The organism is Massiliimicrobium timonense (assembly GCF_042850985.1).
In the GTDB taxonomy this organism is placed as follows: domain Bacteria; phylum Bacillota_I; class Bacilli_A; order Erysipelotrichales; family Coprobacillaceae; genus Allocoprobacillus.
Genome location: NZ_AP031415.1, coordinates 1,797,416 through 1,810,344, shown reverse-complemented (window position 1 = coordinate 1,810,344; position 12,929 = coordinate 1,797,416). Strand labels below are relative to the sequence as shown.

General features: G+C 34.1%; 18 protein-coding genes. All 18 read left to right on the top strand.

Annotation, left to right across the window (positions count from 1 at the left end; translation table 11 throughout):
- The first annotated feature begins 149 nt into the window (after positions 1–149).
- The gene (locus ACGHJ8_RS09450) at positions 150–1,112 is read left to right on the top strand and encodes an ATP phosphoribosyltransferase regulatory subunit (protein ID WP_087358020.1); all 963 of its coding nucleotides are present in this window, start codon (positions 150–152) and stop codon (positions 1,110–1,112) included.
- On the top strand, positions 1,109–1,726 hold the full coding sequence (gene hisG, locus ACGHJ8_RS09445) for an ATP phosphoribosyltransferase (protein ID WP_390540006.1): 618 nt from the start codon (positions 1,109–1,111) through the stop codon (positions 1,724–1,726). The genes ACGHJ8_RS09450 and hisG overlap by 4 nt, the downstream gene beginning before the upstream one ends.
- 2 nt (positions 1,727–1,728) lie before the next feature.
- Positions 1,729–3,057 carry a histidinol dehydrogenase gene (hisD, locus tag ACGHJ8_RS09440; RefSeq protein WP_087358022.1) on the top strand — a complete coding sequence of 443 codons (1,329 nt, stop codon included), beginning with the start codon at positions 1,729–1,731 and terminating at the stop codon, positions 3,055–3,057.
- Positions 3,030–3,617, top strand: coding sequence for an imidazoleglycerol-phosphate dehydratase HisB (hisB, locus tag ACGHJ8_RS09435; protein WP_390540003.1), 588 nt, complete (start codon positions 3,030–3,032; stop codon positions 3,615–3,617). Before hisD ends, hisB begins: the two co-directional genes overlap by 28 nt.
- Position 3,618: 1 nt before the next feature.
- Complete coding sequence (gene hisH / locus ACGHJ8_RS09430) at positions 3,619–4,224, top strand: imidazole glycerol phosphate synthase subunit HisH (RefSeq protein WP_087358024.1); 606 nt, start codon at positions 3,619–3,621, stop codon at positions 4,222–4,224.
- The gene (gene hisA / locus ACGHJ8_RS09425) at positions 4,221–4,958 is read left to right on the top strand and encodes a 1-(5-phosphoribosyl)-5-[(5-phosphoribosylamino)methylideneamino]imidazole-4-carboxamide isomerase (RefSeq protein ID WP_211963696.1); all 738 of its coding nucleotides are present in this window, start codon (positions 4,221–4,223) and stop codon (positions 4,956–4,958) included. Before hisH ends, hisA begins: the two co-directional genes overlap by 4 nt.
- Complete coding sequence (gene hisF, locus ACGHJ8_RS09420) at positions 4,928–5,695, top strand: imidazole glycerol phosphate synthase subunit HisF (protein ID WP_087358026.1); 768 nt, start codon at positions 4,928–4,930, stop codon at positions 5,693–5,695. Before hisA ends, hisF begins: the two co-directional genes overlap by 31 nt.
- Entirely contained in the window at positions 5,692–6,336 is a 645-nt protein-coding gene (gene hisIE, locus ACGHJ8_RS09415; RefSeq protein ID WP_087358027.1) for a bifunctional phosphoribosyl-AMP cyclohydrolase/phosphoribosyl-ATP diphosphatase HisIE, read from the top strand. Before hisF ends, hisIE begins: the two co-directional genes overlap by 4 nt.
- 176 nt (positions 6,337–6,512) lie before the next feature.
- Entirely contained in the window at positions 6,513–6,653 is a 141-nt protein-coding gene (locus ACGHJ8_RS09410; RefSeq protein WP_241146640.1) for a hypothetical protein, read from the top strand.
- A 122-nt stretch (positions 6,654–6,775) separates the two neighbouring features.
- Positions 6,776–7,267, top strand: coding sequence for an NAD(P)H-dependent oxidoreductase subunit E (locus ACGHJ8_RS09405; RefSeq protein WP_087358028.1), 492 nt, complete (start codon positions 6,776–6,778; stop codon positions 7,265–7,267).
- Positions 7,261–7,611: a hypothetical protein gene (locus tag ACGHJ8_RS09400; RefSeq protein ID WP_087358029.1), complete on the top strand. Its 351-nt coding sequence runs from the start codon at positions 7,261–7,263 to the stop codon at positions 7,609–7,611. The genes ACGHJ8_RS09405 and ACGHJ8_RS09400 overlap by 7 nt, the downstream gene beginning before the upstream one ends.
- Positions 7,611–8,018 (top strand): ATP-binding protein, encoded by a 408-nt coding sequence (locus tag ACGHJ8_RS09395; RefSeq protein WP_087358030.1) that lies wholly within the window; start codon positions 7,611–7,613, stop codon positions 8,016–8,018. Before ACGHJ8_RS09400 ends, ACGHJ8_RS09395 begins: the two co-directional genes overlap by 1 nt.
- Positions 8,015–9,175 carry a [Fe-Fe] hydrogenase large subunit C-terminal domain-containing protein gene (locus ACGHJ8_RS09390; protein ID WP_087358031.1) on the top strand — a complete coding sequence of 387 codons (1,161 nt, stop codon included), beginning with the start codon at positions 8,015–8,017 and terminating at the stop codon, positions 9,173–9,175. Before ACGHJ8_RS09395 ends, ACGHJ8_RS09390 begins: the two co-directional genes overlap by 4 nt.
- Positions 9,144–9,506 carry a hypothetical protein gene (locus ACGHJ8_RS09385; RefSeq protein ID WP_390539997.1) on the top strand — a complete coding sequence of 121 codons (363 nt, stop codon included), beginning with the start codon at positions 9,144–9,146 and terminating at the stop codon, positions 9,504–9,506. The genes ACGHJ8_RS09390 and ACGHJ8_RS09385 overlap by 32 nt, the downstream gene beginning before the upstream one ends.
- Before the next feature lies 1 nt (position 9,507).
- Positions 9,508–10,212, top strand: coding sequence for a PHP domain-containing protein (locus ACGHJ8_RS09380; RefSeq protein WP_390539995.1), 705 nt, complete (start codon positions 9,508–9,510; stop codon positions 10,210–10,212).
- Positions 10,212–10,745, top strand: a complete 534-nt coding sequence (locus tag ACGHJ8_RS09375) for an ATP-binding protein (RefSeq protein ID WP_211963706.1) — start codon at positions 10,212–10,214, stop codon at positions 10,743–10,745. Before ACGHJ8_RS09380 ends, ACGHJ8_RS09375 begins: the two co-directional genes overlap by 1 nt.
- Positions 10,742–11,110, top strand: a complete 369-nt coding sequence (locus ACGHJ8_RS09370; RefSeq protein ID WP_087358034.1) for a ferredoxin — start codon at positions 10,742–10,744, stop codon at positions 11,108–11,110. The genes ACGHJ8_RS09375 and ACGHJ8_RS09370 overlap by 4 nt, the downstream gene beginning before the upstream one ends.
- A gap of 11 nt (positions 11,111–11,121) precedes the next feature.
- A complete protein-coding gene (locus ACGHJ8_RS09365) occupies positions 11,122–12,921 on the top strand; it encodes an NADH-ubiquinone oxidoreductase-F iron-sulfur binding region domain-containing protein (RefSeq protein ID WP_390539992.1) in 1,800 nt (599 codons plus the stop codon).
- Positions 12,922–12,929 lie beyond the last annotated feature (8 nt).

Sequence of the window (12,929 nt, the reverse complement as noted above, 5' to 3'; positions counted from 1 at the left end):
AATTTCATCACCATCATCATTGGAACACTTAGGGTTATATCTTAGAAAGATACAGCCCGTTTTGCATATATTTATAAATGGGTGTATCTAATGACTTAGAAAGAATGGACGAGTCATTATGACTCGTCTTTTTAGTTAAGGAGGACTTTATGGAAGAATTTAAATATTTGATACCAGAAGAAAGTATTGATGCCATTATGGATAATGTTTCTGTACTCAGAGATATTGAAAAGGATTTAAGACATCTCTTTGTTGAACGTGGGTACTTGGAAGTTTTAATGCCTTCTTTTGAATATGTTGATCTTTATAATGATATGGATATTGGAATTGATGAAGAAAAGATGTTTCAATATGTCAATTATGAAGGAAAAAGAGTCGCTTTAAGAGTGGATTTTACAGTTCCACTTGCAAGATTATATTGTTCACAAAATGAAAATGGTGAAAAAAGATATTGTTATTTTGGAAAGGTTTATCGAAAAGAAAAAAGGCATAAAGGAAGAAGCAGTGAGTTTTTTCAAGCAGGAGTTGAACTGATTGGGAAGGGAGGATTTGCTGGTGATTTGGAATGTCTGGAACTTGTTTTAAAGACAATGACATGTTTAAAATTGAAACATATACGTATTGAGATGGGATCAGCTAAGTTTTATCATCGTTTGGTCGAGATTGTTGATGATGAACGATTTATAGATATTTTGAAAAGACGTGATTTAAGTGCAATGAAATCATTTGTGGAAAGTCATCACTTTGATCAAAGTATACAGACATTATTAATGACTTTACCTCAAGCATTTGGAGATGTTCAAGTGTTATATGATATGAAAAATAGAGTGGAAGATACATTGTTGAAGGAAGCGATTGAAGAATTGATTGAACTGTATGAAAAGATTCCTCATAGAGAACTTCTGACTTTTGATTTAGCGATGACACCCATGATGAAATATTATACGGGAATCATGTTGAAAGGATATTCTCCTTATAGCGCACAACCAATTATGAATGGGGGACGTTATGATCATTTGATGAATCATTTTGATCGAGAGGTTCCAGCCATTGGCTTTAGTTATGAGTTAAGTCATATTTTAAAGGCCTTAGAAAAGGAGGAGGAAGCATGATTAAAATAGCGATAACAAAAGGTCGTATTGAAAAACAGGTTTGTCAGTTGTTGGCTGAAAAGGGCTTTGATATGGAGCCTATTATTCATAAAGATCGTGAATTGATGATTGAAACAAGTGATGGTTTATCTATGATTTTTGCAAAGGCAAATGATGTTTTAACCTTTTTAGAACATGGTATTGTGGATATTGGTTTTGTTGGTAAAGATACTTTGGAAGATAGTGATTTTCAAGATTATTATGAGATGTTGGATTTAAATATTGGAAAATGTTATTTTGCCTTAGCGGCATATCCAGAATATCGAGATAAGGTTTTTAAACGTCGTCAGCGTATTGCTTCTAAATATACGAAGGTAGCTAAAGATTACTTTCATCAAAAACAACAGGATGTTGAAATTATTAAATTAGAAGGTTCGGTAGAATTAGGACCAGTTGTAGGATTAAGTGATGCCATTGTGGATATTGTGGAAACTGGTTCAACTTTGAAGGCAAATGGTTTAGAAATTATTGAAAAAATCAGTGATGTATCGACAAAGATGATTGTAAATAAAGTGAGTTTGAAGTTTAAAAAAGATGAAATCTTTGATTTGATAGAAAAGTTAAAGGGGGAATAAAAATGTTGAAGACATATGATTTACAAGGACAATTCAAAGATGTGGTGAAGAAGTTTTCTTCACGTAAAACAGAAATTTCGCAACAGGTTAATGAAACTGTAATGCAGATGATTGAAGATATCGAAAAAAATGGTGATCAGGCCATCATGAAATATTGTTATGAATTGGATGGATATAGGATGGAAGGACCACAAGATTTTATTGTTTCTAAACAAGAAATTTTAGATGGTGTGACAAGCGTGGGGAAAGATTTTATGCGTATATTGGAACGTACAAAAGAACAACTGATTGATTTTCATCAACATCAAGTTGATCGTTCATGGTCTATTTATAAGGAAAATGGAGTGATGATGGGACAGATTGTACGTGGCTTAGAAAAAGTTGCTTTATACGTACCAGGTGGAACTGCCACATATCCTTCAACGGTCATGATGAATGCGATTCCTGCCAAACTGGCTGGTGTCAAAGAATTGATAATCATCACACCTGTGAAGGCTGATGGAAAAGTGAATCCTTCTATTTTAGCAGCTGCTTATGTCTGTGGCATTGAACGTATTTATAAAGTAGGAGGAGCACATGGTGTTGCCGGTGTAGCTATCGGAACAAATATGTTACCAAAGGTAGATAAGATTGTTGGTCCCGGAAATATTTATGTTGCGACAGCTAAAAAATGTTGTTATGGGCGTGTGGATATTGATATGATTGCGGGTCCTAGTGAAGTCTTGATTGTTGCTGATGAAAAAGCCAATCCCCAATACATTGCAGCTGATTTAATGAGTCAGGCAGAACATGATAAATTGGCGAGTGCTATTTTAGTGACGACATCTCAATCATTGATTGAACAGGTAAACGTTGAGCTTCAAAAACAGATGCCATTTTTATCAAGAGCTGATATTATTGAATCATCATTGACAAATTATGGTGGTGCCTTTTTAGTGGATTCTATTGAGGAAGCTTTTCAGGTATCTAATGAATTCGCTCCAGAACATTTAGAAGTTTTAGTGGAAAATCCTATGAATACTTTACCTTTGATTCATAATGCTGGTTCTATCTTTTTAGGAGAATATACACCAGAACCATTAGGGGATTATATGTCTGGAACAAATCATGTCTTACCAACAGGAGGAACAGCTAAATTCTATAGTGCTTTAGGTGTTTATGATTTCGTGAAGTATTCATCTTATAGTTATTATCCAAAACAAGTTTTACAGACTTTTAAAGATGATGTGATGACTTTTGCAAACAAAGAAGGATTGGATGGACATGCAAATAGTATTGCAGTGAGATTTAAGGAGGATGAATCATGCGACAAAGTCAAATCAAAAGAATAACAAAGGAAACATCTATTGAAATGTCCCTTTGCTTAGAAGGAACAGGTCAAGCTCAAGTAGATACGGGCATTGGATTTATGGATCATATGTTTGAATTATTAGCTTTTCATAGTGGAATAGATTGTATTGTCAAATGTCAGGGTGATTTAAAGGTAGATAGTCATCATACAGTAGAAGATTTAGGAATTGTTTTTGGTGAATGTTTAAAAGAAGCATTGGGAGATAAAAGAGGAATTTATCGTTATGGTCAAATGGCTATTCCTATGGATGAAGCTCTAGTCACAACGACATTGGATTTAAGTGGACGCCCTTATCTTGTTTATCAAGCTCAATTACCTTGCCAGCATTTAGGAAATTATGAAACAGAAATGACAAAAGAATTTTTTAAAGCCGTCAGTGATCATGCTTTGATGACATTACATATTGTAGAGAACTATGGAGAAAATACACATCATATTATTGAAGCTATGTTTAAGAGTTTTGCCAGAGCTTTAAAACAAGCTATTTGTATTGATGAAAAGAATAAGGAACAAATTGTTTCTTCTAAAGGAGTCTTGTAAGATGATTGTGATTATTGATTATCATGTAGGTAATCTCATGAGTGTTCAAAATGCTTTTTTAAAACTAGGTATGGATGTTGTTGTGAGTCGTGACCATGATGTCATTCGTCAGGCCAAAGGGATTGTTTTGCCGGGAGTCGGAACTTTTCCAGTGGCGATGGAACATTTAAAACAATATGATTTGATTGATATTTTAAATGAAAGACAACAGGCCGGTATTCCCATTTTAGGGATTTGTTTAGGAATGCAAGTCTTATTTGAAAAAGGATATGAAGTTTGTCCAACACAAGGTTTAGGCTTTTTAAAGGGAGAAGTTCGACGCATGGAAGTTCAGGCAAAGATTCCTCATATGGGATGGAATGATTTAATAATGCAACAAAAACATCCTCTCATGCAATATGTTCATCAAGGAGATTATGTCTATTTTGTTCATTCTTATATGGCATATCCTACTGATGATGAGTTGATTGCTTATTGTGAGTATGGACAAGAAAAGATTACAGCTGTTGTTGCCAAAGACAATGTCATGGGATGTCAGTTTCATCCTGAAAAAAGTGGAAAAGTTGGTCAAAAAATATTATTAGCGTTTAAGGAGATGGTAAAATGATAATCATTCCAGCAATTGATTTAAAAAATGGGGAAGCTGTTCGTTTATATAAGGGCGATTATCAACAAAAAACAGTCTATTCTTCATCACCAGAAATGCTGGCTCAAGCCTTTGAAAACATGGGAGCAATGTATCTTCATGTTGTGGATTTGGACGGGGCTAAAGATGGCATGACAACCAATATAGAAACTATTAAAAAAATACGTAATACGATCTCTATCCCTATTGAAGTGGGTGGAGGTATACGTGATGCCAGAACGGTTTCTTTATATTTAGATGAAATTGGTATCAATCGTGTTATTCTTGGGACTGCAGCTATTCAGAATCCAGATTTTCTAAAAGCAATGTTAAAACAATATGGGGCACAAAAGATTGTTGTAGGGGTAGATATCAAAGATGGGTATGTTTCGACTTCAGGATGGTTAGTACAAACACAAGTTCATTATTTAGATTTTTTAAAAACATTAGAGAAGATGGGTGTTCAATACGTTATTTGTACAGATATATCGAAAGATGGAACTTTACAAGGGCCTTCATTTGATATTTATCAACAAATCAAAGATACAACATCTTTACGCTGTATTGTATCAGGTGGTGTCAAAGATAGAAATGATGTTTTAGAAGCTTATCGTCAAGGTTATGAAGGCTGCATTGTAGGTAAGGCTTATTATGAAGGAAAAATTGATTTAAAAGAGGTGATAGAATGCTTGCCAAAAGAATCATCCCCTGTTTAGATATTAAAGATGGAAAAGTTGTAAAAGGTGTCAATTTTGTTGGCTTAAAAGATATTGGTGATCCAGTAGAGATTGCCAAACGCTATGATGAACAATGTGCAGATGAAGTTGTTTTTCTTGATATTACAGCGACTTATGAAAATCGAGATATTCTTAAAGATGTCATTCAAAGAGCTGCCTGTGAATTATCCATTCCTTTAACTGTTGGGGGTGGTATTCGTACATTGGATGACTTTCGTATGATTTTATCCAGTGGAGCAGATAAAGTATCTATTAATTCGGCAGCTATCTTAAATCCTCAACTTATCAAACAGGCATCCGATGAATTTGGTGTGCAATGTGTTGTTGTGGCTATTGATGCGAAAAAGCGAGAAGATCAATCGGGTTATGATGTCTATATAGCCGGTGGTAGAAAAAATACAGGCTTAGATTTATTAACATGGGCCAAACAATGTGAAGATTTAGGAGCTGGTGAAATCTTATTAACATCAATGGATCGTGATGGAACAAGAGATGGTTTTGATATTGATATGTTGAATGCACTGATGCGTGTTGTGTCGATTCCTGTGATTGCCAGTGGTGGCTGTGGAGGGCAGGAAGATATTGTAGAAGTATTTGAAAAAACAAATTGTGATGGGGCTTTGGCGGCTTCTTTGTTTCATTATCAGGAAGCAACCATTGAAGATGTTAAGGCATTGTGTGCCAAACATCATATCCCCGTAAGGAGGGAATTATGAAACCAGATTTTGAAAAAGGGAATGGCTTAGTACCAGCCATTGTACAAGATGCAAAAACAAAGTCCGTTTTAATGTTGGCTTATGTTAATGAAGAAGCATATGATAAAATGTTAGAAACAGGTGAAACTTATTTTTATTCACGCTCACGTCAGGAACTGTGGCATAAGGGTGAAACATCAGGACATTTCCAATATATTCAAGGTATGTATCTGGATTGTGATGATGATACTTTACTGATTATTGTTGATCAAGTAGGAGCAGCTTGTCATACTGGTTCCTATTCATGTTTCTTTCAAGAGATAATCCCTTATGTTTTTGAAAAAACAATCTTTCATGAAGTTTATGATGTGATTGCTGATCGTCATATTCACCCTGTTGAAAAATCTTATACAAATTATCTATTGGATCAAGGTGTTGATAAGATTTGTAAAAAGGTTGGAGAAGAAGCGAGTGAAACCATTATTGCTGCAAAAAACAATAATAAAGAGGAATTAATTGGAGAAATCAGTGATTTATTTTATCATGTGCTTGTTTTGATGTATCAACAAGGTATTCAGGTTGAGGATATCGAAAAGAAACTTCAGGAAAGACATCAAATCAGTGGAAATAAAAAAGAATTTCATCAAAGAGGAGATTATTGATTCATTCATTTAAAACTTGCCTATATAGATAAAACACAATAAAAATGTGATACTATATACAATGAAAGGACTGATTGATAAATCTGTTGCTTTAAAAAGATTGAAATATAAAAGACCTAATATGCAAGAATTATCTTATTGCTTATGAATAGAAATCATTGGGATATAAAAAAGCAATGAATATCTTTTATATATCACAAATCTATCAATTGATGAGAAATGGAATTTCTGATATGCATTGTCGAAGTGATTTGTATTTAGCTAAAGAAATAGAAGATGAAAAAAAGTTAAATCTTTGTAAGGGAAATCAAGAATGAGATTTCTCTTTTTTTATATATTGATAAGGATATATTAAAAGTCTTTTTGTTTACTGAAAATAAATTTAAAGCGTTTACAAACTATGATATAATGAATTTATAAATAGGAAAGGAGTATGTTTATGGGAGGTTTGAAACAAGAGTATTTAGATAAGATTGATGCGATTGTTGATCAGCATAAGGATCAAAAAGGACCTATGAAATTAATGCTTCATGATATTCAAGATGAGCTTGGCTATATCCCTTTTGAGGCAATGGTAAAAATAGCTGATGCTTTGAATGTTCCTGTTTCTAAGGTTTATGGTGTTGTGACTTTTTATTCACAGTTTACAACCGAGCCAAAGGGAAAGCATGTCATTTCAGTTTGTCTTGGAACAGCCTGTTATGTCAATGGAGCACAGACGATTTTAGATTTGCTTTGTGAAATGACGGAGTGTGAAGTGAATTCTACCAGTGAAAATGGATTGTTTTCAATTGATGCCACACGTTGTGTGGGAGCTTGTGGATTGGCTCCAGTTGTCAGTGTGGATGGGACAGTTTTTGGATGTCAGAAACAACTGGAAGATCTGAAAATGCTGATTCTTGATTATTTGAAGGAAGAAGAACCATGTTAGTTCAAGATATCGTGGCTCTTTTAAAAGCAAGAGAAATCTATATTGCACAAGATAATATTTATCAAAAAAATTATGATAAAGGTTTTGCGACTGATTTAATGTCGGATGCTTTAGCTTTGTTGAAGGATGAAACAGAAGATGTTTTATTTTTAACAGGATTAGCCAATGTACAATCTTTACGTACAGCAGAGGTTTTGGATTTAGATACAGTGATTTTGGTGAGAGGAAAACCATTGGATCAACAGATGATAGAAACAGCGAAAGATTTACACATTAATCTTTTTCAAACTGATCAAACGATGTTTGAAGCCTGTGGGCTTTTATATGGAAAAGGAATGAGATAATGAAATATGTTTATCAAGTAGAAAAAGAAAATTATGAGGATGCAGGGAAAGCCTCTACAGATATTAAAAGAACTTTAAAAACAATTGGCATTGATCGTCGTGTTCTTAAGGCTGTAGCGATAGCATGTTATGAAGCTGAAATAAATATTGTGATTCATTCCAATGGTGGAACTGTGACTTTTGAAATGGATGATGATGGTGTTATCACATTATCTTTTGACGATGTTGGACCGGGTATAGAAGATCTGGAATTAGCACAAACACCGGGTTATTCGACTGCCTCTACAAAAGCACGTTCTTTAGGTTTTGGAGCTGGAATGGGATTGTCTAATATGAAAAGTGTTGCGTCTTCATTTCAGATTACATCTTCGCCAGAGGGAACACATATTCAAATGACATTTCAATGAAACCAGTTATTCATTTTTTAGGGGATCACTGCAAAAACTGTATTAAGTGTGTCAAATCTTGTCCTACAGAAGCGATTTCTATTATGCATGGTCAAGTGATGATCGATGATTCAAGCTGTATCAATTGCCATGTCTGTGTGCAATCCTGTGATTATAAACAATTAAAAATTAAAGAAGTGAATCTTACAAAAGCCTTTGAAAAACATGAATATAATATTGCTTTGATTCCAACATCTTTATTATCTGATTTTAAAAGTTTTGATGAATTAAAAGCTTTTATTCATGCTATTAAAGCTTTTCATTTTGATGAGGTTGTGCAATATAGTGATATTGAAGGATATCTTTACCAACAGGCTATTGAAACCAGTTTTCAATCAGATCGTGTGATGTTGACATCTTTTTGTCCAAGTATTAATCGTTTGATTAAACAGGAATATCCTACATTAATAGATCATCTATTACCTTATGATTATCCTGTAGAAATTGCAGCCAGACGTTTAAGAAAGAAATATCAAGGTAAAGATATTGGTATTTTTTCACTCTGTGAATGTGTTGGAAAACTCACTTTAGCGAAAGAACCTTTAGGTAAAGACAATTCACAGATTGATTATGCTTTAAGTATTTCACGTATGTTTCCACATTTTAATAAACGAAAAAGCCAACAAAAAGATGATATTGATATATACCGTGATGGTGTGAAAAGTATTGTCAGTGATTTATTTGGTAAAGATCATTTACAAGTGATGAGTGTGGAAGGTTTACCACAAATTCGCATGGTTTTAGATTTGATTGAATTTGATCGTTTAAAGGATATTCGTTTGATTGCTTTGTATCATTGTTATCAGGGATGTATTGGTGGTTATTATTTATGGAATAATCCCTTTGAAGGACGTTTTCATATTGAAAGTATGTTGAATGATTGTTTAGACAATCATCTGATATTAAGTGAAGATGAATATCTTAAAAAACGTCAGATCAATGTTCAAAAACAATCCATTCAAGAGCGTATGAAATGGTTTCAAAAAGTGAATGCGATTTTGGATACTTTACCTCAATATGATTGTGGAAGTTGTGGTTTTGCCAATTGTCGTGGTCTGGCTATGAAAATAGCGAGTGGTGAAGTAGATGATTCACTTTGTCGAATCAAAAGAAGGTGAGAATATGCAGGTCAAACAAATATTACAGTTACCTTTGGAACTCATCAATGATGTCAGTTGTAAGCAGGAAATCAAAGATGTTTATATAGGTGACTTATTGAGTGTTGTGATGGCACATGGAAAAGAAGGAACGTTATGGTTGACAGTTCAAAAACATTTAAATGTGGTGGCCGTTGCACAGTTGCTTGATTTTGCAGGGATTGTCTTTGTACAGGGATCGTATCCTGATGAGGAAACGATTCAAAAGGCAACAGAGTTGCAGATTCCTTTGCTGGTCAGCCCTAAAGATGCTTTTGCACTTGTCAAAGATTTGATAACGTTAGGTTTATAATATGTATTATGATTTACACATTCATTCTGCTTTATCACCTTGCAGTGATGATACCATGACCATTTATAATATCTTTCATATGGCTTATATCAAAGGTTTAGATTTGATTGCGATTACTGATCATAATTCTTTAAAACAACAACATCATTTAGAAAAAGTCATTCAAAGCCCTATTTTAAAAGGAAAGATTGATTTTATATATGGAGTAGAGTTACAAAGTTGTGAAAATATTCATGTTTTGGCTTATTTTCAAAGAGGAACACATTTACAGCCTATTCAACAATGGATAGATCAGCATCTTATGAAAACAATTAATCAAAAAGATTACTATGGAAATCAATATATATTCGATGAAAATGATCAAATTATAGATGAAGAAGTTTATCTTCTTTTAAATGCATTAGATTTAACATTAAATCAAATCATTGCCAAGATTCATCAGTTTCAAGGAATAGCTGTTTTAGCTCATGTTTTCCAAAAAAAATATGGTGTTTATGAATTGTATCAAGATATACCAGAATCTTTGGATTATGATGGTATTGAAGTGAGCAGTTTAAAACAGTTAGCTGATTTAAAGAAACTTTGTCCTCATTGTAGGGATAATCTTGTTTTGATCAATAGTGATGCTCATCAATTAGAAGATATCCAAGAACCACTTTATCAGATTGATTTTCAACAGTTAGAAAAGATATGGAGAAAAAGATAATGCAGGAAATAGCAATGACAATTTTGGATATGATTCAAAATTCTTTACGTGCTCAAGCTTTACAGATCCATTTATGGATTAAAGATAGTATCAAGGATAATATGATTCATATTGAAATATGTGATAATGGTTGTGGTATGAGTTTAGAAACTTTACAACAAGTCACGAATCCCTTTTTTACGACACGAACCACACGTTCTATTGGTTTAGGTATTCCTTTGTTTAAAGAAAGTGTAGAAGCGACGGGCGGTTATTTTCAAATAGATTCTTGTTTACAAAAAGGAACAAAAATCATAGGTGAATATGTAAAAAATCATATTGATACACCTCCAATGGGAAATTTAGTTGATACTATGATCACTTGTATTCAATATGATGAAAAAGTGAATTATTGTTTTCATTATCAAAATGATGATTGGGTATTTGATATGAATACAGAAGATATAAAAGCTCTTTTGGATGATGTGCCAATCAATCAGCCGGAAATCATACTATGGTTAAAAGATTATATAAAGGAGGGTATGCATCAATGAAGTCATTGGATGAATTGAAGAAAATTAGGTATCAGGCAAAAGAAAGAATGGCCATGCGTGGTCAAGATGGACAGGATTATCGTGTTGTGGTAGGAATGGCAACCTGTGGTATTGCAGCAGGAGCTCGTCCTGTATTGAACACCTTTGTCGAAGAAGTGGCTAAAGCTCATTTACCTGTTGCAGTCATGCAAACAGGATGTATTGGCATGTGTGCTTTAGAACCCATTGTAGAAATTTTTGATAAAGATAATCAAAAAACCACATATGTATTAGTTGATGAAAAGAAAGCAAAAGATATTGTTTTACGTCATTTGATACATGGTGAAGTGATTGATGAATATACTGTCGGACATTATTCAAAATAGGAGGTGCAAAGATGCCATATAAGAGAACACAAGTCTTAGTTTGTGCTGGAACAGGATGTACAATTGGAAATTCTGGTGCATTAATAGAAGAATTTGAAAAAGAAATCAAGTCGATGGGGCTTGATAAAGAAATTGAGGTTTTAAGAACAGGTTGTTTAGGGTTATGTGGGGCTGGACCTAATATTTCTATTTATCCTGATAATATTATTTACAAAGGTGTCAAAAAAGAAGATGTGAAAGAAATTGTACAGGAACATCTTTATAAAGGACGTCCTGTTGAACGTTTGATGTTGAATGAATCTGATCAAGAAACAAAGGAAATTCATGATATTAGTCATACACGTTTTTATCAAAAGCAAAAGCGTGTGGCTTTGCATAACTGTGGAATCATTGATCCTGAAAACATTGAAGAATATATTGGACAGGATGGGTATTTTGCTTTAGGTCAGGTTCTATCACAGATGACCCCTCAAGAAGTTATTGATATCATTAAAGAGAGTGGTTTAAGAGGTCGTGGTGGAGGAGGTTTTCCAACTGGACTAAAATGGCAGTTTGCCTATAATGAACCGGGTGATGAAAAATATGTGATTTGTAATGCTGATGAGGGGGATCCGGGTGCCTTTATGGATCGTTCTATTCTCGAAGGAAATCCTCATAGTGTCATTGAAGCAATGGTCATTGCTGGTTATGCGATTGGGGCTCACTATGGATATATTTATATTCGTGCCGAATATCCTATTGCGGTGGAACGTTTAAAAACAGCGATTGCTCAAGCAAAAGAATTGCGATTATTAGGAACAAATATTTTTGATTCTGGTTTTGATTTTGATTTGGAAATTCGTTTAGGCGCTGGTGCTTTTGTCTGTGGAGAGGAAACAGCGTTGATTCAATCTATTGAAGGTGAACGAGGAATGCCTGTTTCAAAACCACCATTTCCAGCCCATAAAGGGGTATGGGGAAAACCAACGATTATTAACAATGTTGAAACCTATGCGAATGTGGCTCAAATTATTTTAAATGGAGCAAATTGGTTCCGTTCTATTGGAACTGAGTCATCACCGGGAACGAAAGTTTTTGCTTTAGGAGGTAAAATTACCAATACAGGACTTGTTGAAGTCCCGATGGGAACAACACTTCGTGAAGTCATTTATGAAATTGGTGGCGGTTGTCCAAATCATAAACAGTTCAAAGCTGTTCAGACAGGTGGACCATCAGGTGGATGTTTGACAGAAGAACAATTAGATACGCCTATTGGTTTTGATGAACTGGTGAAATTAGGTTCAATGATGGGGTCAGGTGGTATGATTGTTTTAGATGAAGATAATTGTATGGTTGATGTGGCTAGATTTTATATGGATTTTATCGTTGATGAATCATGTGGAAAATGTACATCATGTCGTGTTGGAACAAAGCGTATGCTGGAATTGTTGGAACAGATTTGTGATGGACAAGGTACAATGGAAACATTGGATGAACTGGAAACATTGGCTATGACAATTAAAGATACAGCTTTGTGTGGATTAGGTCAATCTGCGCCAAATCCTGTTCTTTCAACAATTCATCAATTTAGAGATGAATATCTGGCACATATCATTGATAAAAGATGTCCAGCGGGAGTCTGTAAAAAATTATTACGTTATGAAATCAATAAAGATGAATGTCGTAAATGTGGTCTTTGTGCAAGACAATGTCCTGTGGGAGCCATTAGTGGAAAGATTGGAAAAGAAGCCTTTCAGATTGATCCTGACAAATGTATTCGCTGTGGTTTATGTATGAAAGCATGTCACTTTAAAGTGGTAGAAAGAAAGTAGGTGTAGAA

Excerpts from the sequence above, each read along its gene's own strand:
- hisIE (WP_087358027.1), top strand. The coding sequence starts at position 5,692 with ATGAAACCAGATTTTGAAAAAGGGAATGGCTTAGTACCAGCCATTGTA.
- ACGHJ8_RS09405 (WP_087358028.1), top strand. The coding sequence starts at position 6,776 with ATGGGAGGTTTGAAACAAGAGTATTTAGATAAGATTGATGCGATTGTT.
- ACGHJ8_RS09410 (WP_241146640.1), top strand. The coding sequence starts at position 6,513 with ATGAATATCTTTTATATATCACAAATCTATCAATTGATGAGAAATGGA.
- hisG (WP_390540006.1), top strand. The coding sequence starts at position 1,109 with ATGATTAAAATAGCGATAACAAAAGGTCGTATTGAAAAACAGGTTTGT.
- ACGHJ8_RS09380 (WP_390539995.1), top strand. The coding sequence starts at position 9,508 with ATGTATTATGATTTACACATTCATTCTGCTTTATCACCTTGCAGTGAT.
- ACGHJ8_RS09450 (WP_087358020.1), top strand. The coding sequence starts at position 150 with ATGGAAGAATTTAAATATTTGATACCAGAAGAAAGTATTGATGCCATT.
- ACGHJ8_RS09370 (WP_087358034.1), top strand. The coding sequence starts at position 10,742 with ATGAAGTCATTGGATGAATTGAAGAAAATTAGGTATCAGGCAAAAGAA.
- ACGHJ8_RS09385 (WP_390539997.1), top strand. The coding sequence starts at position 9,144 with ATGATTCACTTTGTCGAATCAAAAGAAGGTGAGAATATGCAGGTCAAA.
- ACGHJ8_RS09365 (WP_390539992.1), top strand. The coding sequence starts at position 11,122 with ATGCCATATAAGAGAACACAAGTCTTAGTTTGTGCTGGAACAGGATGT.
- hisA (WP_211963696.1), top strand. The coding sequence starts at position 4,221 with ATGATAATCATTCCAGCAATTGATTTAAAAAATGGGGAAGCTGTTCGT.
- hisD (WP_087358022.1), top strand. The coding sequence starts at position 1,729 with ATGTTGAAGACATATGATTTACAAGGACAATTCAAAGATGTGGTGAAG.
- hisB (WP_390540003.1), top strand. The coding sequence starts at position 3,030 with ATGCGACAAAGTCAAATCAAAAGAATAACAAAGGAAACATCTATTGAA.
- ACGHJ8_RS09390 (WP_087358031.1), top strand. The coding sequence starts at position 8,015 with ATGAAACCAGTTATTCATTTTTTAGGGGATCACTGCAAAAACTGTATT.
- ACGHJ8_RS09395 (WP_087358030.1), top strand. The coding sequence starts at position 7,611 with ATGAAATATGTTTATCAAGTAGAAAAAGAAAATTATGAGGATGCAGGG.
- ACGHJ8_RS09375 (WP_211963706.1), top strand. The coding sequence starts at position 10,212 with ATGCAGGAAATAGCAATGACAATTTTGGATATGATTCAAAATTCTTTA.
- hisH (WP_087358024.1), top strand. The coding sequence starts at position 3,619 with ATGATTGTGATTATTGATTATCATGTAGGTAATCTCATGAGTGTTCAA.
- hisF (WP_087358026.1), top strand. The coding sequence starts at position 4,928 with ATGCTTGCCAAAAGAATCATCCCCTGTTTAGATATTAAAGATGGAAAA.
- ACGHJ8_RS09400 (WP_087358029.1), top strand. The coding sequence starts at position 7,261 with ATGTTAGTTCAAGATATCGTGGCTCTTTTAAAAGCAAGAGAAATCTAT.